Source organism: Streptomyces sp. NPDC052721, assembly GCF_040678315.1.
Classification (GTDB): Bacteria; Actinomycetota; Actinomycetes; order Streptomycetales; family Streptomycetaceae; genus Streptomyces.
The window spans coordinates 1-18,880 of record NZ_JBFATL010000033.1 but is presented as its reverse complement, the minus strand read 5'-3'; the positions used below and the strand labels follow the sequence as shown (position 1 = coordinate 18,880).

Annotated in this window: 16 protein-coding genes; 3 read left to right on the top strand and 13 right to left on the bottom strand. The window is 73.0% G+C overall.

Annotated features, from left to right (window positions below; all coding sequences use genetic code 11):
* Window positions 1-632: 632 nt before the first annotated feature.
* The 7 genes from AB0L21_RS27510 to AB0L21_RS27480 all read right to left on the bottom strand — a co-directional run bounded on the left by AB0L21_RS27510 (window position 633) and on the right by AB0L21_RS27480 (window position 9,137).
* The gene (locus tag AB0L21_RS27510) at window positions 633-3,488 is read right to left on the bottom strand and encodes a DEAD/DEAH box helicase (RefSeq protein ID WP_365787046.1); all 2,856 of its coding nucleotides are present in this window, start codon (window positions 3,486-3,488) and stop codon (window positions 633-635) included.
* Between the two features lie 96 nt (window positions 3,489-3,584).
* The gene (locus AB0L21_RS27505) at window positions 3,585-4,166 is read right to left on the bottom strand and encodes a sugar kinase (RefSeq protein WP_365706201.1); all 582 of its coding nucleotides are present in this window, start codon (window positions 4,164-4,166) and stop codon (window positions 3,585-3,587) included.
* The gene (locus tag AB0L21_RS27500) at window positions 4,163-5,308 is read right to left on the bottom strand and encodes an ROK family glucokinase (RefSeq protein WP_365706199.1); all 1,146 of its coding nucleotides are present in this window, start codon (window positions 5,306-5,308) and stop codon (window positions 4,163-4,165) included. Before AB0L21_RS27500 ends, AB0L21_RS27505 begins: the two co-directional genes overlap by 4 nt.
* Window positions 5,309-5,424: 116 nt before the next feature.
* Window positions 5,425-6,195, bottom strand: coding sequence for an ATP-binding cassette domain-containing protein (locus AB0L21_RS27495; protein WP_365706197.1), 771 nt, complete (start codon window positions 6,193-6,195; stop codon window positions 5,425-5,427).
* Complete coding sequence (locus AB0L21_RS27490; RefSeq protein WP_365787044.1) at window positions 6,192-7,235, bottom strand: ABC transporter permease; 1,044 nt, start codon at window positions 7,233-7,235, stop codon at window positions 6,192-6,194. Before AB0L21_RS27490 ends, AB0L21_RS27495 begins: the two co-directional genes overlap by 4 nt.
* Complete coding sequence (locus AB0L21_RS27485; RefSeq protein WP_365706193.1) at window positions 7,232-8,236, bottom strand: sugar ABC transporter substrate-binding protein; 1,005 nt, start codon at window positions 8,234-8,236, stop codon at window positions 7,232-7,234. The genes AB0L21_RS27490 and AB0L21_RS27485 overlap by 4 nt, the downstream gene beginning before the upstream one ends.
* A 163-nt stretch (window positions 8,237-8,399) precedes the next feature.
* The gene (locus tag AB0L21_RS27480) at window positions 8,400-9,137 is read right to left on the bottom strand and encodes a GntR family transcriptional regulator (RefSeq protein WP_365706339.1); all 738 of its coding nucleotides are present in this window, start codon (window positions 9,135-9,137) and stop codon (window positions 8,400-8,402) included.
* Between the two features lie 130 nt (window positions 9,138-9,267).
* Between AB0L21_RS27480 and AB0L21_RS27475 the strand changes: the two genes are divergently transcribed.
* Window positions 9,268-10,284 carry a Gfo/Idh/MocA family oxidoreductase gene (locus tag AB0L21_RS27475; RefSeq protein WP_365787042.1) on the top strand — a complete coding sequence of 339 codons (1,017 nt, stop codon included), beginning with the start codon at window positions 9,268-9,270 and terminating at the stop codon, window positions 10,282-10,284.
* A 446-nt stretch (window positions 10,285-10,730) separates the two neighbouring features.
* Here the strand turns inward: AB0L21_RS27475 and AB0L21_RS27470 are convergent, their stop codons facing one another.
* The 3 genes from AB0L21_RS27470 to AB0L21_RS27460 all read right to left on the bottom strand — a co-directional run bounded on the left by AB0L21_RS27470 (window position 10,731) and on the right by AB0L21_RS27460 (window position 14,103).
* Window positions 10,731-11,915 carry a cytochrome P450 gene (locus AB0L21_RS27470; RefSeq protein WP_365787041.1) on the bottom strand — a complete coding sequence of 395 codons (1,185 nt, stop codon included), beginning with the start codon at window positions 11,913-11,915 and terminating at the stop codon, window positions 10,731-10,733.
* Between the two features lie 149 nt (window positions 11,916-12,064).
* On the bottom strand, window positions 12,065-12,742 hold the full coding sequence (locus AB0L21_RS27465) for a response regulator transcription factor (RefSeq protein ID WP_365706187.1): 678 nt from the start codon (window positions 12,740-12,742) through the stop codon (window positions 12,065-12,067).
* A gap of 98 nt (window positions 12,743-12,840) precedes the next feature.
* Window positions 12,841-14,103 carry a histidine kinase gene (locus AB0L21_RS27460; protein WP_365787038.1) on the bottom strand — a complete coding sequence of 421 codons (1,263 nt, stop codon included), beginning with the start codon at window positions 14,101-14,103 and terminating at the stop codon, window positions 12,841-12,843.
* Between the two features lie 199 nt (window positions 14,104-14,302).
* Between AB0L21_RS27460 and AB0L21_RS27455 the strand changes: the two genes are divergently transcribed.
* Together AB0L21_RS27455 and AB0L21_RS27450 are read left to right on the top strand one after the other, a co-directional pair.
* Window positions 14,303-14,503 carry a hypothetical protein gene (locus tag AB0L21_RS27455; protein ID WP_365706184.1) on the top strand — a complete coding sequence of 67 codons (201 nt, stop codon included), beginning with the start codon at window positions 14,303-14,305 and terminating at the stop codon, window positions 14,501-14,503.
* A 147-nt stretch (window positions 14,504-14,650) separates the two neighbouring features.
* Entirely contained in the window at window positions 14,651-15,037 is a 387-nt protein-coding gene (locus AB0L21_RS27450) for a ribonuclease domain-containing protein (RefSeq protein WP_365706182.1), read from the top strand.
* Between the two features lie 105 nt (window positions 15,038-15,142).
* Here AB0L21_RS27450 and AB0L21_RS27445 read toward each other — a convergent pair whose 3' ends face one another.
* From AB0L21_RS27445 to AB0L21_RS27435, 3 genes are all read right to left on the bottom strand, one after another.
* Window positions 15,143-17,482 carry an MFS transporter gene (locus AB0L21_RS27445; RefSeq protein ID WP_365787036.1) on the bottom strand — a complete coding sequence of 780 codons (2,340 nt, stop codon included), beginning with the start codon at window positions 17,480-17,482 and terminating at the stop codon, window positions 15,143-15,145.
* A gap of 247 nt (window positions 17,483-17,729) precedes the next feature.
* Window positions 17,730-18,638, bottom strand: a complete 909-nt coding sequence (locus AB0L21_RS27440; RefSeq protein ID WP_365787034.1) for a DMT family transporter — start codon at window positions 18,636-18,638, stop codon at window positions 17,730-17,732.
* Between the two features lie 142 nt (window positions 18,639-18,780).
* A partial coding sequence (locus AB0L21_RS27435; protein WP_365787120.1) for an integrase core domain-containing protein occupies window positions 18,781-18,880 on the bottom strand: 100 nt, incomplete at its 5' end.

Here is an 18,880-nt window from a genome sequence, read left to right as displayed (position 1 = left end):
CGCTTCCCGCCCGGAGCCCGCTCCAGGACGTGCGGCCTCCTCGCAGCTTCCATCCGCCACCGGACCGGCGTCTGACACCGGTGCCGAACCAGCAGCCGTCGGCGGTACGCCCTCACCCCGGCGCGTGGCGACAGCGGCCCTGAGAGCCGCACGCGCCACATCGCCGGGCCTGGCCCCCGGAGTGCCGGAACGCCCGGCCGGCTCCCCATCCCCCGGCTCCCCCTCACCGCGGGCCGTCACCGCGCACACCGCACCGCCCGGCTCCGCGCCACCCCCAGACGGCACCCCGCGCACCCCACCACCCAGCGCGGCCACACCCCCACCGGAAAGCACCGCTCCCGGCACATCCCCCGGCTCCCCCTCACCGCCGGCCGTCACCGAGGCCACCTCGTCACCGCGCTCCGCCCCGTCGCCAGAAAGCCCCGGTCCCACCCCAGGCCGGGTCCCGTCCCCGCTGTCCGTGTGAGCCGTCGCCTCCGCGGCGGAGGCCTGCGGGCCCTCAGCCGGCTCGGAAGCCGTTTCCTTCGGCGTGTCCCGCGTCGCCCCCGCCGTACGAGCCCGCTCGGTCTCCGCTCGTTCGCGGGCCGCTCGGAGGGCCCGGCGGGCGGCGTCGCCAGGGCGGGGCGGGGGTGTCACGGGGTCCTCCGCAGGGAGACGAGGTCGGAGAGTTCGCGGTCGGTCAGCTCCGTGAGGGCCGCCTCGCCGGAGCCGAGGATGGCGTCGGCCAGGGCCCGCTTGGACGCGAGCATCTCGGCGATCCGGTCCTCCACCGTGCCCTCGGTGACCAGGCGGTGGACCTGCACCGGCTGGGTCTGGCCGATGCGGTACGCGCGGTCGGTGGCCTGTTCCTCCACGGCCGGATTCCACCAGCGGTCGAAGTGGATGACATGGCCCGCACGGGTGAGGTTCAGGCCGGTGCCGGCCGCCTTCAGGGACAGCACCAGCACCGGCGTCTCGCCGTCCTGGAAGCGGTCGACCATGCGCTCGCGCTCCGGCACCGGCGTGCCGCCGTGCAGCAGGTCGACGGGGATCGCGCGGGCGGACAGGTGGGCGGTGAGGAGGCGGGCCATGCCGACGTACTGGGTGAAGACGAGCGCCGACCCGTCCTCGGCGAGCAGCGTGTCCAGCAGCTCGTCCAGGAGGGCGAGTTTGCCGGAGCGGGCGGCCAGGCGGTCGGGGCGCGCGTCCTCCTTCAGATAGAGCGCCGGGTGGTCGCAGATCTGCTTCAGGGCGCCGAGGAGCTTCAGCACCAGGCCCCGGCGGGCCATGCCCTGCGCCGTCTCGATGGCCAGCATCGACTCGCGCACCACCGCCTCGTACAGCGCGGCCTGTTCCCGGGTGAGCGGCACCGGGTGGTCCGTCTCCGTCTTGGGCGGCAGCTCGGGCACGATGCCGGGGTCGGACTTCTTGCGGCGCAGGAGGAAGGGGCGGACCAGCCGGGCCAGGCGCTGCACCGCTTCCTCGTCCTCGCCGTTCTCCACCGCCCGCGCGTGCCGCGCGCGGAAGGACTTCAGCGGGCCGAGGAGCCCGGGGGTGGTCCAGTCGAGCAGGGCCCACAGTTCGGAGAGGTTGTTCTCCACGGGGGTGCCCGTCAGCGCCACGCGCGCGGGGGACGGGATCGTGCGCAGCGCCTTCGCCGTGGCCGAGTAGGGGTTCTTCACGTGCTGGGCCTCGTCGGCGACGACCATGCCCCAGGGCTGTTCGGCGAGGCGGGCCGCGGTGGAGCGCATGGTGCCGTACGTGGTGAGGACGAAGCCGCCGTCCACGCCGTCCAGGGTGCGCTCGGGGCCGTGGAAGCGGCGGACGGGGACGCCGGGCGCGAACCGGGTGATCTCCCGCTGCCAGTTGCCGAGGAGGCTGGCCGGGCAGACGACGAGGGTCGGCTCGGTGCGGGCCCGCTTCAGGTGCAGGGCGATGAGGGTGACGGTCTTGCCGAGGCCCATGTCGTCGGCGAGGCAGCCGCCGAGGCCGAGCGAGGTCATCAGGTCGAGCCAGGCCAGGCCGCGCAGCTGGTAGTCGCGGAGGGTGGCGCGCAGGCCGGGGGGCGGGTCGGCGGGGCGCAGGCCCGCGGTGAGCCGGTCGCGGAGGGCTGCCAGCGCACCGGCGGGGACGGCCTCGACGGTCTCGCCGTCGACCTCGGCGGTGCCGGTGAGGGCGACGGCGAGCGCGTCGACCGGGTCCAGCAGGCCCAGTTCGCGTTTGCGGGCCTTGCGGACCAGCGCGGGGTCGACCAGCACCCAGCGGTCCCGGAGCCGTACGACCGGGCGGTGGGCCTCGGCGAGGGTGTCCATCTCGGCCTCGCTGAGCGGGTCCCCGCCGAGGGCCAGCTGCCAGCGGAACCGGAGCAGGTCCTCGCTCTCGAAGAACCCGGTGCCGTCGGTCGCCGAGCCGGGGGCCGGGCGGACCACGGCGGTGGCGGTCAGGTCGCGGGCGAGGTCCCGGGGCCAGTGCACGGCGACCCCGGCGGCGGCGAGCCGGGAGGCGGCCACGCCGAGCAGCTCGCCCACCTCCTCCTCGGACAGGGCGAGGACGTCGGGGACGTCCTGCTCGGCGAGGCGGTCCAGGGGCGGCCACACCCGTGCGGCGCGCCGCACGGCGAGGGCCGCGTCGACGCGCGCGCGGGGCCCGAACGCCTCGTCGGCCTCGCCCGCCCACAGGGCCGCCGCGTCGGCCACCAGGGTGGGGTCGGCGAGGCTGTGCACCTGGACGACGGCCGCTCCGGCGGCGCGGGCGCCCTCGTCGGCGCCGGCGTCGAAGACGTCGTACGCGGACAGGTCCAGGCGGAGCGAGATCCGGACGCCCGCGTCCATCCCGGCGGCGACCTCGGCCGCCCACGCGTGGGCCGCGGGCAGGGTCTGGGGTTCGCGGGCGGCGAAGGGCCGGCCGACGGTGCAGGGGGCCGCGGGGGTGCGGGGCAGGGTGTCGGCGACCGCGTCCAGGAAGGAGCGGATCAGAGCCTCGGGCTCGGGCAGCCGGAGCGCGCCCGGGCCGGGGAGGGGCACGGCGTGGCCCTCGGGGGGCAGGGCGGCGGCGATGGCGCGGAGGTGGGCGATGTCGTCGGGTTCCAGCGGGCCGGCCCGCCAGGCGTCGTGGCCGGCCGGGGTCAGGCCCGGCAGCAGCCGGCCGCGGGCGACGAGCCGCAGCGCGTGCAGGGCGGCGGCGCCCCAGCAGGCGGTGGCCGGGTGGGCGGCCGGGTCTCGCCGGGCGCGGACCAGCAGCGGCAGGGCTTCGGGGAGCGGCAGGGTCAGCGCGGGCACCTGCCGGCGGCGCACACCTGCGCCGTGCCGTCGTACGACCGTCAGCTCCTCGGGGTCGCCCCCGCTCGCGGTGGGCAGCGGGTCGCCGGCGGGGTCCCAGAAGGCGAGGCGGCCCTGGCGCGGCAGGGGCGCGGGCAGGTAGACGGACGCGAGGCGCACCGGGACCGGGTGCCCGGTCCCCGTCTCCCGGGAACCCCCCGTGCGCTCGGCCACCGCAGCCGTGCCGCTCATACGTCCTGCCACCTCCCGCCCGTGCGTCGGATCAGACGTCTTCGACTCTACGGGCGGGGTCTGACAATCGGCTCCGCAGGCGGGTCACGGCCCCGGCTACGGGACGGTGCGGGAGACCACGAACACCCTCGGATACTGCGGGTCGGACAGGTTGACGACCACGTCCTGGGTGGGCGCCGGGTTCTTCTGTTCGTGGGTCAGGCCCCACCAGGGGCCGGGGCCGCCGAAGGTCCAGCCGCTGACCTTGCGGTCGCGTTCGCCGACGGCGATGTAGTCCTTCTTCAGCTGGTCCCGGCGCACGCCCAGGGCCTCCAGGAAGCTGTCCAGGCCGGCGGGGTTGGTGCGGAACCGCACGTAGAGGCGGCTGGTCTTCCAGTTGTTCGTCTCGTAGTAGGCGATGTCGTCGGCGGGGTGCGGGACGGTCACCTGGTAGAGACGGCGCTGCACCTTCGACGGCCACCCCGGGGTGAGGCCGGTCGCCGAGTACTTCGCCTCCTTGTCCTTGCCGCTGTCGCGGCTCTGGTTCGCGGAGATCACCAGGTAGCCGGCCGGGACGCCGATGAGCAGGACGATGATCAGCAGGGTGAGCGCCCGGCGCCTGGCCTTGTGGCGCGGGTCCTCGGCGGGCGGCTGCGGCTCGTCCGGCGGGCCGCCCTGGTGGGGCAGCGACGGCGTCATGCGGTGTCCCGGTCGCGGCGGGCCTGGGCGTACCGCTCGTAGCGCTCGTACCGCTCCACCCGGCGCCGCTTGGCCCGGCGGAACCGGCGGGCGACCAGCCGGGCCAGGTCGGCGGCGCCCACCATGCCCGCCTCGGGGCCGAGCTGGGCGCGGGTGATGCGGGCCTCGGGGCGGTAGCCGCGGCCGGTGAGGTGCCGCTTGAAGGCGTCCCGGGCCGGGCCGATGAGCAGGTCGTCGGCGGCCGAGACACCGCCGCCGATCACGAAGCAGGAGGGGTCCAGGGCGGCGGCGAGGTTGGCGATGCCGACGCCGAGCCACTGGCCGATGTCCTGGAGCAGTTCCACGCACATCGCGTCGCCCTCGCGGGCCAGCTCGGTGATCATCGGGCCGGTGATGTCGCCGATGTTGCCCTTGACGTGCTCGATGATCCCGTAGGCGACCGGCGAGTCGGCGGCGGCCAGCTCGCGCGCCTCGCGGACCAGCGCGTTGCCGGAGCTGTACTGCTCCCAGCAGCCGCGGTTGCCGCACGGGCAGCGGTGTCCGCCGGGGACGACCTGCATATGGCCGAACTCGCCGGCGACGCCGAACTTGCCGCGCTTGACCTGGCCGTCCTCCAGGATGGCGCCGCCGATGCCGGTCCCGAGGGTGATCATGACGAGGTGGTCCTCGCCGCGGCCGGCGCCGAAGCGCCACTCCGCCCAGGCGGCCGTGTTGGCGTCGTTGTCCACCAGGACCGGTACGGAGAGCCGGCTGGCGAGGCGGTCGCGCAGCGGTTCGTTGCGCCAGGACAGGTGGGGGGCGAACAGGACGCGGTTGCGGTCGGCGTCGACCCAGCCGGCGGCGCCGATGCCGACCGCGTGCACGTCGTGCCGGTCGGACAGGTCCAGCACCAGCTCGACGATGGTGTCCTCGACGACCTTGGGGCTCTTGGACTTGTCCGGGGTCTCCGTGCGGAGCTTCTCCAGGATGTTGCCGTCGGCGTCCACGACACCCGCCATGACCTTGGTGCCGCCGATGTCGATGCCGACGGTGGGGACACGGGGTGCGGTCAGGTGTGACCGGCGCTCTCGTGTGCCTACGGTGCGCAGGACCGGGGCTCGGCGGGAGCCGATGGGGGCGGTGAGGTCGCGGTAGGTGCTCATCGGCCTTGATTCTGCCTCACCGTAGGGGCAGGTGCCGTGCGGGGCAGGGGGAGGAACTGCATGATCGTCGCCGGACGCGGGCCCGTCGTGGTCGATCGCGCAGTTCCCCGCGCCCCTTAGCCTCGTCGCAGTTCGTGGCGTAGAGCGTCGAGGTCGGATCCTCCCGCCATCTGCTGCGTCAGCTCGTCCAGCGTTATGCCGTCCCGTGTGTAGTTGCCCACCATCGTGCCCCTTCTCAGCAGCACGAACCTGTCCCCCACCAGATACGCGTGATGCGGGTTGTGGGTGATCAAGACAACACCCAGGCCCTCGTCCCGTGCCGCCGCCACATATTTGAGGACCACACCGGACTGCTTGACTCCCAGTGCCGCCGTCGGCTCGTCCAGGACCAGTACCTTCGCACCGAAGTGGACCGCCCTCGCGATGGCGACACACTGGCGCTCGCCACCCGACAGCGTGCCGATGGGCTGGTCGACGTCCCGGAGGTCGATGCCCATGCGGAGGAGCGCCTCGCGGGTGGTGCGGCGCATGAAGTCGGTGTCCAGGCGCTTGAAGGGGCCGGCGCCCTTGCGGGGCTCGGAGCCGAGGAAGAAGTTGCGCCAGACCGGCATGAGGGGGACGACGGCCAGGTCCTGGTAGACCGTGGCGATGCCCCGGTCCAGGGCCTCGCGCGGAGAGGAGAGGGTCGTCTCCTCGCCCTCGACGCGCAGGGTGCCGCCGTCGTGCCGGTGCAGGCCCGCGACGATCTTGATCAGGGTGGACTTGCCGGCGCCGTTGTCGCCGAGGACGCAGGTGATCTGACCCGCGTGGACCTCCAGCGAGACCCCTTCGAGGGCGCGGACAGTGCCGTAGTGCTTGCTGACGTCGGTCAGCTCGACCAGTGTCACTTGGTGGCCTCCGCGCGCTTGCGGACCCAGGCGTTGAGCAGGGTCGCGAGGAGCAGCATCGCTCCGAGGAAGAACTTGAACCAGTCCGGGTTCCACTCGGCGAAGACGATGCCCTTGCTGGTCATGCCGAACAGGAGCGCGCCGACGGCCGAGCCGACCGCGCTGCCGTGGCCGCCGGTGATCAGGCAGCCGCCGATGACGGCCGCGATGATGTAGATCAGCTCGTTGCCGACGCCTTCGCCGGACTGGACGGCGTCGAAGGAGAAGAGCAGGTGCTGGCCGGAGATCCAGGCACCGAACGCGACGCCCATGTAGAGGCCGATCTTGGTCCGGGCGACCGGGACGCCGACCGCGCGGGCCGCGTCCTCGTTGCCGCCGACGGCGAAGATCCAGTTGCCGGTGCGGGTGCGCAGCAGGATCCAGGAGGCCAGGACGACGAGGCCCAGCCACCACAGGATGGTGACCTTGACGTCGACGCCGCCGACGCCGATCGTCGAGGCGAAGACGGCGTGGGCGCTTGTGAAGCCCTCCATGTCGGCGATGGTCTTGGTGGAGACCGTGCCGTCGATCAGCTTGGTGAAGCCGAGGTTCATGCCGGTCAGCATCAGGAAGGTGCCCAGCGTGATGATGAAGCTGGGCAGCTTGGTACGGGTGAGCATGAAGCCGTTGAAGGCGCCGATGGCCAGCGTGACCAGCAGGGACACGGCCACGCCGACCCAGGTGTTCGCCGTCATCTGGTAGCTGGACATCGAGGAGATCAGCGCGGACGACGTCACCAGGACGCCCGCCGAGAGGTCGAACTCGCCGCCGATCATGAGCAGGGCCACGGGTACGGCCATGATCCCGATGGTCGAGGAGGCGTACAGGACCGTGCTGAGGCTGGTGGCGCGCAGGAAGCCGTCGGCGGCGAAGGCGAAGAAGACGAAGACGGCGAGGGCGCCGACGACCGAGCCCAGTTCCGGGCGGGCCAGCAGCTTCCGCAGCGGGGAGGTCCCCAGAATCCTTTCGTCGAGCAGTTTCTCGTCCGTGACCGCGCTCATCGGGTGCCCCGCTCGGTGTACTGGGCGAGAGCGGACGCCTGGTCCTTGGTGATGATCTGCGGGCCGGTCAGCACCGGCTTGCCACCGCCGAGGACGTCGCCGTTGTACTTGTACAGCCACAGCAGGTCGACGGCCTGGTAGCCCTGGAGGTACGGCTGCTGGTCCACGGCGAAGCCGAGGGTGCCGTTCTTCAGCGAGGCCGCCACCTTGGCGTTGAGGTCGAAGGTGTCGATCTCGGCCTTGCTGCCCGCGTCCGTCCGCGCCTTCACGGCGGTGTCGGCGTAGGGCGCGCCGAGGGTGACGACGGAGTCGATGGACTTGTCGGCCTGGAGCTTGGCCTCGATCGCGGACTGCACGTCGGGCATGTTGGTGCCGTTGACGTAGAGCTTGCGCAGCGTGCCGTGGAAGGTCTTCGCGACACCGTCGCAGCGCTGCTCGTGGCCGACGTTGCCCTGCTCGTGCAGCACGCACAGGGCCTTCTTCCTGCCGCGCTCGTTCAGCTCGTCGCCGACGGCCTCGCCGGCGACGGTCTCGTCCTGGCCGATGTGGGTGAGGGCGCCGAAGGCCTTGGACACCTCCGAGCCGGAGTTCACGGTGATCACCGGGATGCCGGCCTTCTCGGCGCGGGCCACGGCGGCCTTCATGGCGTCCGGCTTGGCGAGGGTGACGATGATGCCGTCGACCTTCTTGTCCACGGCGGCGTCCACGAGCTGGGCCTGCTGCTGGGCCTCGTCGTCGTGCGAGTAGAGGAAGTTGATGTTGTCCTTGACGGCGGCCTGCTTGGCGCCGCTCTGCACGATGTCCCAGAAGGTGTCGCCGTCTCCCGAGTGGGTGATCATCGCGAAGGTCCAGCGCGGAGTGTTCACCGCCGCCCTGCCCTGGGCGGCGGCGGCCTTGCGCGCGTCCTCCGCCCGCTTGCCCCCGGTGCTGCTGCATCCCGCCAGGGACACGGAGAGTGCCCCCGCCAGCGCTATGCCTACCCAGGTCCGAAACCGTGCCACGAGGCCGTGCCCTTCTTGCCGTGTTCGTACAGACGCAAGGGGCCGTCGATCGCATCAGCGGCCCCAAACGCTCCAGTATCGAACACGGGGAACACCCATGACATGACCGGGGAGCCCCCACCGGTCGCATTGTCCGGACATTGCGACGAGGCCGGTCGGTCGGTCAGGGGCGTACGAGCAGCTGGAACTCGAAGGAGTAACGGCTCGGCCGGTAGGTGTGGTCGCCGAACTCCACCGCGCGGCCGGTGTCGTCGAAGGTGGTGCGCTGCATGGTGAGCAGCGGGGCCCCCTCGGCCTCGCCGAGCCGCTCGGCCTCGGCGGCCGTCGCGCCCCGGGCGCCGATGGACTGGCGGGCGCTGTGCAGGGTGATCCCGGCGGAGCGCATCAGCCGGTACAGGCCGGTGGCCTCCAGCTGGCCGGTGTCCAGGTCGAGCAGGCCGGGCGGCAGGTGGTTGATCAGGTACGCCATCGGCTCGCCGTGCGCGAGGCGCAGCCGCTCGATGCGGTGGACGTCACCGCCCTCCGCGACACCGAGCGCGGCGGCGACCTCGGCGGAGGCCGGGACGACCGTGTTGACCAGCACCTTCGTCGCGGGGCGCTGGCCGGCCGCCTCCAGGTCGTCGTAGAGGCTGCTCAGTTCCAGCGGGCGCTTGACCTGGCTGTGCACGACCTGGGTGCCCACACCCCGGCGCCGCACGAGGAGGCCCTTGTCGACGAGGGACTGGATGGCCTGGCGGACGGTCGGCCGGGACAGCCCGAGCCGCGCCGCCAGCTCGATCTCGTTGCCCAGCAGGCTGCCCGGGGTGAGACTACCGCGCTCGATGGCGGCCTCCAGCTGCTGCGAGAGCTGGAAGTACAACGGCACCGGGGAGCTACGGTCCACACGGAGGTCGAGCGACACGGTCGGGTCCACATCTGGTTTCGGCACGGGCCCGAGCGTAGCCCTGTGCCCGGTTGACGGGAAGTCGTGTAGTCCGGTTGTCCGGACATACGCATTGACAGCGTACGGGGTCCGCCCTCACTTTGTTTCCATGCGCATCGGGGTCATCGGTACGGGCCGCATCGGCACCCTTCACGCGAGGACGCTCAGCCGCCACCGCGAGGTCGGATCCCTGATCCTGACGGACACGGACCCGGCGCGGGCGCAGACGCTGGCGCACCGGCTGGGTGAGACGGCGGCGCCGGGCGTGGACGAGATCTTCCGGTGGGGCGTGGACGCGGTGGTGATCACCACGGCGACGGCGGCCCACGCCGAGCTCATCGGCCGGGCGGCCCGCTCGGGCCTGCCGGTCTTCTGCGAGAAGCCCATCGCGCTCGACCTGCCGGGCACGCTGCACGCGCTCGCCGAGGTGGAGACGGCCGGGACGGTTCTGCAGATGGGCTTCCAGCGGCGGTTCGACGCGGGCTACGCCGGCGCCCGGGAGGCCGTCCGCACGGGCCGGCTCGGCCGGTTGCACACCGTACGGGCCCTGACCTGCGACCAGTCCCCGCCACCGGTGGAGTGGCTGCCGCTGTCCGGCGGGCTCTTCCGGGACACGCTGATCCACGACTTCGACGTGCTGCGCTGGGTGACGGGCCGGGAGGTGACCGACGTGTACGCCACCGGCTCGGACCGCGGCCCCGCGATGTTCCGGGAGGCCGGGGACGTCGACACGGGCGCCGCGCTGCTCACGCTGGACGACGGCACCCTGGCCACGGCGACGGCGACCCGGCTGAACGGCGCCGGCTACGACGTCCGCATGGAGCTGGCCGGGGAGCGCGACACGGTGGTGGTGGGCCTGGACGACCGTACGCCCCTCGCGTCCACCGAGCCGACCGGTCCGCCGCCCGCGGACAAGCCGTGGACGGGCTTCCTGGAGCGGTTCGGCCCCGCCTACGAGGCCGAACTGAACGCCTTCGTTGAGGTGGTGCGCGGCGAACGGCCCAACCCGTGCGACGGCCGGGAGGCCCTGCAGGCGCTGCGTATCGCCGAGGCATGCGAGCGTTCCCGCCGCGAGCGGCGTCCGGTCGCACTGGCGGAGGTGCCGGGTGGGGCGGGGGCGCTGTAGGGCCGAGGGGGTACGGCGCTGGGGCGGGGACGGGGGCGGGCGGCAGGGTGCAGCGCTCGGACGGCTGAGGGACGTACGCCGTCGCAGCCGGGACACCACAGAGCGCAACCCTCATACCCCTGAAGCCGTAGCCCTCGCGGCCGGGCCGAACCCTGGCACCGCCCAGGTCATACCCCGTCGCGGCCGGCGCGCGGCACACAGGGCCCGTACGCCCCAGGGACGTACGCCGTCGCAGCCGGGACACGGCAGGGCGCAGCCCTGGTGGCGCTGAGGGTCGTACGCCCTCGTGGCCGGGTGGGGGCGCGGCGGGGCGCGGGCCTGTGTGCCTCGGCCGGGGTGCAGACCCCGTACGGCTGAACGTCGTACGCCGGCTCGGGGAGGGGCGCTGCGGGGCGCGGCCCTCGCACGGCCGGGCCGTCTGGGCGGGGGCGCCCGCTACGCGCCTGTCACCAGCGGACCGGCAGGCTTCTCACGCCTCGTATGAGCATGCCCGGCAGCCACTCCCCCGGCTCGCCGTCCAGGGTGAGGCCGGGAGCGCGGTCCAGGAGGGTGCCGAGGGCGATGCCGGCCTCCAGGCGGGCCAGGGGTGCGCCCAGGCAGTAGTGGATGCCGTGGCCGAAGGCGAGGTGGCCGCGGGTGTCGCGGCGGATGTCGAAGCGGTTCGGGTCGGCGTACCGGGCGCCGTCGCGCTGGGCGGCGGTGAGGCCGATCAGCACGTCGTCGCCCCGCCCGATCCTGGTGCCCGCGATCTCCAGGGGCTCGGCGGCGTACCGGTACGTCGCGTTCTCCACCGGCCCTTCCCAGCGCAGGGTCTCCTCCACCGCTCCGTCGAGGAGGGTCATGTCGGCGCGCAGCGCCGCCAGTTGGGCGGGATGGGTGAGCAGCGCGAGGACGGCGTTGCCGATGAGGTTGACCGTGGTCTCGTGGCCGGCGATGAGCAGCAGGTAGGCCATGCCGCGCAGCTCGTCCATGGAGAGCCGGTCGCCGTCCTCGGCGGTGGTGCGGAGCAGGTCGCTGAGCAGATCGCCCGTGGGGCCCGCGCAGCGCTTGTCCTCGATCAGCTCGGTGAGGTACTCGGCGAGGCGGACGATCGCCGCGCGTTCGGAGTCCGCGTCGGTCGGCGCGACCACCTCGGTGGAGATCTTCCGGAACTCCGCGCGGTCCATCTCCGGCACCCCGAGCAGCTCGCAGATGACCGTGATCGGCAGCGGGTAGGCGAGGGATTCGATGAGGTCGGCGCGTCCGCGCGGCAGCATGTCGTCGAGCAGTTCGTCGGTGATCTGCTGGATCCGCGGGCGCAGGCGCTCGACCCGGCGCATGGTGAAGGCGCGCGCGACGAGGCCCCGCAAGCGGGTGTGCTGCGGCGGGTCGGCGACGAGCAGGTACTTGCCGATCAGCTGCTCGTCCAGGGGCACGAAGCCCGTCTTGGCGCTGTCCTTGGCCAGCCGCTGGTCGGCGAGGGCGGCCCGGGCCTCCTCGTACCCCACGACCAGCCAGGTCTCCCAGGCTCCGCCCGGCATGGCGAGCCGGACCCGGTGGACGGGACCCCGCTCGCGCAGCCGCGCGTACACCGGGTGCGGGTCGCGGCGGAGCGCGTCGCCGAACTCCGTCAGGTCGATCACTCGTTCCATGTCTCCCCCTGTGGACTGCCCCGAGGTCCCGGACAGCGGCCGGTACCCGGACAACGCGCACGGCGTCCGGGTAGTGCCCGCCGACGGGTGTGTGTCGCCCCGTGCCCGCCGCCTGCTGTCCGTCGTCGGCGTCCTCCAACAGCCCCGCGTCAGTCGTCGGTGTCCTCCAACAACCCCGCGTCATAGGCGAGCAGGGCGATCTGGACCCGGTTGTCCAGGCCGAGCTTGGCGAGGATGCGTGAGACGTGGGCCTTGACGGTGGCCACGCTGAGGAAGAGTTCGGCGGCGATCCGGGCGTTGGCGAGGCCGCGGCCGACGGCGACGGCGACCTCGCGTTCGCGGTCGTTGAGGACGGCGAGCCGTTCACGCGCGCGGGTCTGCCGGGCGTCGGCGGCGGTACCGGCCGCGTGCCGCATCAACTGCCGGGTGACGGCGGGCGACAGGACCGGGTCGCCGGCCGCGACCCGGCGCACGGCGTCGACGATCTCGGCGGGCGGGGTGTCCTTCAGCACGAAGCCGGCGGCTCCGGCGCGCAGGGCGTGCAGCACCTGTTCGTCGGCGTGGAAGGTGGTGAGCACGACGACCTGCGGTGCGTCCGGCCGCGAGCGCAGCCGTCGCGTCGCGGTGATCCCGTCCACCGCCGGCATGCGGAGGTCCATCAGGACGACGTCCGGCCGGGCCCGCCGCGCTTCTTCCTCGGCCTCCGCGCCGTCGGCGGCCTCACCGACGATCTCGATGTCCTCGGCCCCGCCGATCATCAGTGCCAGACCGGCGCGTACGAGGGGGTCGTCGTCCACGAGGAGGAGTCTGATCGGCGTCGCAGTCATGTGGTTACGTAATCACGGGCGGGGAGGCGGGGCGGGCGGAACGGTCGGGAGCCAGGGGCACGCGCGCGTGCGTACGCGGTGTACGACGTCGGCGTCCCTCAGCCCCGCGGCCACGGCAGCCACCCCCGCACGGCGAACCCCCCGTCAGGACGCGTGCCGTGTTCCAGGTGCCCGCCCGCCAGCGTGGCCCGCTCCCTGAGGCCGATCAGGCCCTGGCCGGAGCCGGGGACGGGCGGGACCTCGGCGGGTGGGGCGGGGTTGGCGACCGTGATCGTCAGGCCGTCGCCGGGGGTGCCGGTGAGGCGGACCGTGACCTCGGTGCCGGGGGCGTGCTTGCGGGCGTTGGTCAGGGCCTCCTGGGCGATGCGGTAGGCGGTGCGGCCGACGGAGGCGGGGACGGCGGCCGGGTCGGCGACGCGGTGGTCGAGGGCGACCTTCATACCGGCCTCGCGGCACTCGGCGACGAGGGCGTCCAGCGCGGCCAGCGTCGGCTGGGGACGCCCGCCGGAAGGTTCCTCGGACTCCCCGGCCCGCAGGACGCCGATGATCTCCCGCAGGTCCTGCAGGGCCTCGTGGGCACTCTCCCGGATCACCCCGGCGGCCCGCGCTATCTCCTCGCGGGGCGCGTCCGGCCGGAACTCCAGGGCGCCCGCGTGCACGCTGAGCAGGGTCAGCCGGTGGGCGAGCACGTCGTGCATCTCGCGTGCGATGGCCTCGCGGGCGAGCCGCTGGGCCTGCTCGGCGCGGAGCCGGGCCTCGGTCTCGGCCCGGTGCGCCCGGTCCCTGAGGCTCAGCATCAGCATCCGCTTGGAGCGGACGAACATGCCCCAGCCGGTGATGGACACGGTGAGCAGCGTGGTGAACGCGACGACGCCGGCGTAGGGCAGGTCGGGGTCGGGCCGCACCCAGTAGAACAGGGGGATGAGCGCGAGGTCGACGCCGCCGATCCAGGCGACGTACCGGAAGGGCCGGTGGACGGCGAGCGTGAACAGGGCGACCATCGCGGCGCCGCCCGAACTGTTGGACAGCAGGCCGATCGCGATCATCGCGATGGCGAGCCCGACGGGCCACCGGCGGCGCAGCCAGACCGCGCCGCAGGAGAGGGCGCCCAGCGTCTGGTCGAGGACGGCGAGGGAATGCGGCAGGCCGGGTTCCTCGGACAGTCCCTGGGCTGCCGCCAGGCCGAGGACGACGGCCAGGAGGAAGCAGGCGAAGTCGACGACCCAGTCGCGCGCCGTGCGTCGCGGCCGTCGGCCGGAGGCCACGGCGTCCGGGTCCAGCTCGTGGACGAGGGCGGAGGGGAACAGCCACCGGCGGCCGGTGAACTCTCTGGGCGCCCGCGCCTGTTCGTCTTCGGTCACGGTCGGCAAATCTACGCACGGACCGGGCCCGTCGCCTTCCCGCGTCCGGGATCTCCGACCGGACGATCGGGATCGTCGACCGAAGTCGCACCGCCGTGGACTTTCGGTGCCACCCGCCGGTGCGGGCACAGTCTTTCGGCGCCGTGCGCTCGCCCCGCGGCCGATGCGTGGGGAGAGGCCGCGGGGCAAGAGTCGTCGCGTGAAACAGGTACTGGAATTCCTCGGATTCATCGCCCTGGTACAGGGCGCGCTGGGCCTGGTGCACGAGTTCACCGACTGGCATGTGGGTCTCGTGCAGCGGATCGGCTTCCTCGACGGCTACGAGGTCTACGCGAGCGTCGCGCTCCTGCTGCTCGCGTTCGCCCTGTTCGCCGCCGCGGAGAGCCGGGGGGCCGACTGAGACGCCGGGCGTCGGGCGTCGGGCGTCGGGCGTCGGGCGTCGGGTGTCGGGTGTCGGGTTAACTCCCTGAAAACTCCTCGCACTTCACGGGAAATTCTTCAGGGTTGTCATTGACATGCCATCTTCTACGCGCGTCATCATGAGGCCATGAGATTCCCCCCACGGATCACACGCGTCGGCGCCGCGGCCGCTGTCCTGTCCGCCCTCCTCGTCGGCGGCACCGTCACCGCCACCCCGGCAGCCGCCGCCGTCGGCAGCATCTGCCACAGCGACCTGCCCCCACAGGCGTACGACACGCTCGACCTGATCGAGCAGGGCGGCCCGTTCCCGTATGCGCAGGACGGCACCGTCTTCCAGAACCGGGAAGGCGTCCTGCCCAGCCGGCGGTCCGGCTACTACCACGAGTACACGGTGATCACCCCCGGCTCGTCCACACGCGGCGCCCGACGCGTCGTCACCGGCGACCAGTACCAGGAGGACTACTACACCTCCGACCACTACGCCACGTTCGACCTGATCGATTTCGGCTGCTGACGTCCGACAAGGACTCCTCGCCCCGCGTACCCCCCACGGAGAACCCGGACGCGGGGCGAGGCAGTTGACGCGTTCACGCGGACGCCGCTCGTGCGCCCGTCGGGACTACGCCTCCTGGTGGCTGAGCAGGATGTCGACTCCCGCCCGGCTGCCGTCCACGGTGACCTCCGTGGCCACCGGCGCGTAGCCGGCGGCGATCACGGTGTACTGCTCACTGGCGAGGTCGGTGAAGGAGTAGCTGCCGTCGACGCTCGTGGTACGTGTCCCGACGACGTTTCCAGCGGCGTCGATCAGGGTCACCCGGGCGTCCTCCAGCACCCGCCCGTCCTGGGTGTGCACCGTCCCCCGCAGGGTCGCCGCGGTGGACAGCCGGATGTCACAGCGGGTGGTCTCGGCGGAGACGGTGGCCGGCACGGCGGCCGGGCGGTGGCCGGGCGCGCTGGCGCTGAGCGTGTAGTCCCCGGGCAGCAGGTCGCCGATCCGGTAGCCGCCACCGGTACCGGTGGTCGCGGAAGCCGTCACGTCGCCGTGCCGATCGGTGGCCACCACCAGGGCGCCGGGAAGCACCTCCCCGTCCCCGCCGCGCACCGTGCCGGCCAGGCCGCCCGGGCTGGGCAGGAGCACGAGGTCGTGGGAGACGGGCGTGCCGTCCAGGGTCAGTGTGGCGACCTGCGGCTGGTATCCGGACGCCGAGCCGATGAGGACCAGGCTGCCGCGCTCGGGAAGGTCCACCGCGTACCAGCCGTCCTCCCGGGAGGTGGCGCGGGCCAGCTGGTGACCCGCCGTGTCCAGCACGGTGATCGCGGTACGGGGTACGGGTACGCCCGCACCGTCCCGCACCTGTCCACGGATGGCCGCCGCACCGCCCGCACCGACGGCCGGAAGAGTGGCGGTGGGGGTCCGCCCGGCGGCCTCGGGCACGATCTCGGTGGCCGGGGCGGCCTCGGCCCGGACCCGCCCCTCGGCGTCCTCGGCGGGCAGGCTCGCCCTCTTCCTGGCGCGGAACAGCAACACGGTGACGAGCACGGCGAACGCGAAGAAACCGGCCGACCACCAGTAGGCGACGGTGTAACTGTGCAGCGCCGCGTCCGCCTTGACCAGCGGGTCGGTCAGATGGTGCTTCGCGTAGTCGGTGGCCGCGCTGGTGGCCAGGGTGTTCAGCAGCGCCGTGCTGATCGAACCACCCACCTGCTGGGTGGTGTTGACGGCCGCCGAGGCCACGCCCTGGTCACTCGCCCGCACCCCCAGGGTGGCGTAGCTCATGGCCGCGGGCATCGACATTCCGAGGCCCGCGCCCAGCAGCAGCAGCGGCGGCAGCACATGCGGCGCGTAACCGCTGTGCAGGTCGAGACGGGTCAGCAAGACCATGCCGCCCACGGCCAGCAGCATGCCGATGGGTACGACGATCCTGGGCCCGATCCTCGGCACCAGCCAGTTGGTGGACAGCTGCGCCATCACCATCAGCGCGCCGACCATCGGCAGGAAGGCCACGCCGTTCTTGACCGGCGAGTAGCCCAGCGTGGACTGGAGGTAGTAGGTGAGGAAGAGGAAGACGCCGAACATCCCGGCGGAGGAGATGAGCACGGTCGACAGGGCGGCGGCGCGGTCGCGGTCGGCCAGGACGCGCAGGGGCAGGACGGGGTGCTTCGCGCGGGTCTGCCAGAGGAGGAACGCCAGCAGCAGGAGACCGCCCGCGGCGAGGAAGCCCCAGGTCATCCAGTTGTCCCAGTCGTGTGTCTCGGCGTTGGCGAAGCCGTAGACGACGCCGAACAGGCCGCCGGAGACCAGGACCGCGCCGAGGATGTCCAGCTTGGGCCGTTCGGCCGGGACGGAACGGCCGATGAGGACGACCGCGCCGATCAGCGCGGGAATCGCGATGACGTCGTTGACGTACAGCGTCCAGCGCCAGTTGAGGTACTCGGTGAGCAGGCCGCCGAGGACCAGGCCGACGGCGGCGCCGGAGCCGGCGATGGCGCCGAATATGCCGAACGCCCTGGCGCGTTCCTTGGGTTCGGTGAACGTCGTGGTCAGCAGGGAGAGCGCCGCCGGCGCGAGCAGGGCGCCGAACAGCCCCTGCACGGCACGCGCGACGACGAGCATGGTGAAGCCGTTCGCCGCGCCGCCGACCGCGGAGGCGGCGGCGAAGCCGACGATGCCGATGATGAAGGTCGTCTTGCGCCCGAAGAGGTCGGCGAGCCGGCCGCCGAGCAGCAGCAGGCTGCCGAAGGCCAGGGAGTAGGCGGTGACGATCCACTGCCGCCCGTTGTTGTCGAAGCCCAGGTCCTGCTGGGCGGAGGGCAGCGCGATGTTCACGATCGTGGCGTCGAGCACGACCATGAGCTGGGCGAGGCCGATCACGGCCAGTGCCCACCATCGGTGCTTCGGTGGGGCATGGGTCTGGCCGGACGGTCCGGCCTGGACGGTGGCGACCGGGATGGCTTCCACGATGGGACTCCCTGAGGGGGCTCGGATTGCTCGGTTGTGCGTCGGCGCGGGCGGGACGACGGTGTCCCCGCCGCCATCGGTCCGAAACGGTTTCGTACCGCGAAGGTAGGCAATCCCACAGCGAAACTCAAACGTTTCGATCTCCTCTTTGACCGAGAGGCCGGGGTGGTGCCCGTCGCGGGTGGCCAGGCCGACGCCGATGACGCCGGTCCGGACGCGGTCGGGCGACGGCCGGCCCGCGCTCGTGTCAGCCTGCCGTCCGGCGCCCCCACGCCGTCCCCAGCAGCACGAGCGCGCCACCCGCCAGGCCGAGCGCGCCGAGCCGGTCGCCACCCAGCGCGATGCCGGCGCCGGCGGCCCACAGCGGCTCCGTGCCGAGCAGCAGGCTGACCCGGGAGGGAGAGGTGCGGCGGACGGCCCACATCTGCACGAAGAAGGCGAACACCGTGCACAGGGCCGACAGGAACAGCAGCCCCGCCCACTCCCGGGCGCCGAAGCCCGTCGCGGCCGTCCACGGTGCCGGTCCGCCGCCGCCGGCCGACAGCAGGGCGAACACGGCGACGGCGGTACCGAGCTGGACCGTCGTCAGCGGCAGCGCGGCGGCGCTCTGGACGGCCCTGATCCGGGACATGGCCAGGACGTGCACGGTGCGGGCGCACGCGGCGAGCAGCATCAGCAGGTCGCCGAGGGAGGGCCGGGTGAAGCCGGCGCCCTGGGTGAGCAGGACGACGCCCAGCACCGACAGGGCCGCCGCGCCGAGGAAGGACGGCGTGGGCCGGGTGCGGGTGACGGCGGCCTCGGCGAGCGGGGTGAAGATCATGGTGAGGCTGATGATCAGGCCGGCGTTGGTCGCCGAGGTGTGCACCACCCCGTACGTCTCCAGCAGGAAGATCACGGCGAGGATCAGTCCGAGCAGGGCAGCGCCGCGCCACTGGGCGCCGGTCAGCGTGCGCAGGGCCCGGCGTCCGGCGACGGCCAGGGCGGGCAGCGCGAGGGCGAACCGCAGCACCAGGACGGCGAGCACCGTGCGGGCGGTGGTGATCTCCTTCGCCGCGAGGTAGCTGGCGCCCCAGCAGACCGCGACGAGCAGCAGGGGCAGGTCGGTGTGCCAGGCCCGGCGGGGTGCGAGCGCGGCGGGCACGGCGAGCGAGGACATGGGTGCGGCTCTCCCGGTCTCCGAAAGGGGGGTGCGGAGACATCGGCGGCTCGCACGGGGCGCGCTCACCGTAGCGACACGGACGATCTTCAGCCAGGCCTTTCGGTCCGGGGCCCGTTCTTCCGGATCAGCCGGCCCCGGCCTAGGTGTGCTGTCCGGGGAGGTTGGTGACGCGGCTGGCTGGTGTTTGGCCGCCGATGCCGGTGTGGGGTCGGTGGTAGTTGTACCAGTGAAGCCAGTCG

Excerpts from the sequence above, each read along its gene's own strand:
- AB0L21_RS27510 (WP_365787046.1), bottom strand. The coding sequence starts at position 3,488 with ATGAGCGGCACGGCTGCGGTGGCCGAGCGCACGGGGGGTTCCCGGGAG.
- AB0L21_RS27505 (WP_365706201.1), bottom strand. The coding sequence starts at position 4,166 with ATGACGCCGTCGCTGCCCCACCAGGGCGGCCCGCCGGACGAGCCGCAG.
- AB0L21_RS27500 (WP_365706199.1), bottom strand. The coding sequence starts at position 5,308 with ATGAGCACCTACCGCGACCTCACCGCCCCCATCGGCTCCCGCCGAGCC.
- AB0L21_RS27490 (WP_365787044.1), bottom strand. The coding sequence starts at position 7,235 with ATGAGCGCGGTCACGGACGAGAAACTGCTCGACGAAAGGATTCTGGGG.
- AB0L21_RS27475 (WP_365787042.1), top strand. The coding sequence starts at position 9,268 with ATGCGCATCGGGGTCATCGGTACGGGCCGCATCGGCACCCTTCACGCG.
- AB0L21_RS27470 (WP_365787041.1), bottom strand. The coding sequence starts at position 11,915 with ATGGAACGAGTGATCGACCTGACGGAGTTCGGCGACGCGCTCCGCCGC.
- AB0L21_RS27465 (WP_365706187.1), bottom strand. The coding sequence starts at position 12,742 with ATGACTGCGACGCCGATCAGACTCCTCCTCGTGGACGACGACCCCCTC.
- AB0L21_RS27450 (WP_365706182.1), top strand. The coding sequence starts at position 14,651 with ATGAGATTCCCCCCACGGATCACACGCGTCGGCGCCGCGGCCGCTGTC.
- AB0L21_RS27440 (WP_365787034.1), bottom strand. The coding sequence starts at position 18,638 with ATGTCCTCGCTCGCCGTGCCCGCCGCGCTCGCACCCCGCCGGGCCTGG.